This window comes from Vibrio sp. 10N.222.49.C9 (assembly GCF_041474985.1).
Lineage (GTDB): Bacteria > Pseudomonadota > Gammaproteobacteria > Enterobacterales > Vibrionaceae > Vibrio > Vibrio crassostreae_C.
The window spans coordinates 1-267 of record NZ_JBFRVD010000518.1 but is presented as its reverse complement, the minus strand read 5'-3'; the positions used below and the strand labels follow the sequence as shown (position 1 = coordinate 267).

Genomic DNA, 267 nt, shown 5'->3' with positions numbered 1-267 from the left:
ATACGGTGATACCAACGTGGGGTTAGTGTCACTAAGGTTTCCGTATACAGCACCTTGTTATCATCAACGCTGGTAGAGTCATAGCCTCGTCCATAATACACAACGGGCTCGTCATGAATTTCTGCATCAATCTCGAAGCGGTTGTTTCCGTTATTGAGGAAGGTAATGTTATCAAACGTCACCCCTACGGATAGGTTGGTTGATACATAGGCGTTAACGACAAAAGAGGAAGGCTGTTCAAAATCCATTGCGGAGTCGGCTTTATAA

Annotated in this window: 1 pseudogene; it reads right to left on the bottom strand. The window is 44.6% G+C overall.

Annotation, left to right across the window (positions count from 1 at the left end):
* Positions 1-248 (bottom strand): annotated as a pseudogene (locus tag AB4585_RS24265) (hypothetical protein); the annotation flags it as partial.
* Between the last annotated feature and the right edge of the window lie 19 nt (positions 249-267).